Below are 251 nucleotides of genomic sequence, written 5' to 3'. Positions count from 1 at the left end.
AGTACGTGAGCAGTATATGTTAGTCCCTTTTGTACTCGTACGTACTGATGAACAGGCTGAGTACAAAAACAATGACTATCTTGCGCTGCTCCCCGAGGATATCAAAACATTTATCGCTATGCCTTTGTATAGCGTGCGTGCTGTGAACCGACACCAGGAAACCGATATGCGTGCTGAGAGACCTGGGCGCGCACCTCATTGGGGAAGATCAACTGGAGTGCTGCGGTCGCAGTGCCCATAGGCAGCGCGAG

The 251-nt window shown here is 51.4% G+C and carries 1 protein-coding gene; it reads left to right on the top strand.

Annotated features, from left to right (window positions below; genetic code table 11):
• Positions 1-241 (top strand): hypothetical protein (locus tag EUU22_RS25540; protein ID WP_205687865.1); only part of this gene is annotated, 241 nt, incomplete at its 5' end.
• Between the last annotated feature and the right edge of the window lie 10 nt (positions 242-251).

Source organism: Ciceribacter ferrooxidans (assembly GCF_004137355.1).
GTDB lineage: Bacteria > Pseudomonadota > Alphaproteobacteria > Rhizobiales > Rhizobiaceae > Allorhizobium > Allorhizobium ferrooxidans.
Note: the sequence above shows the minus strand (reverse complement) of the source record. Positions and strands in the feature narration are given on the sequence as shown.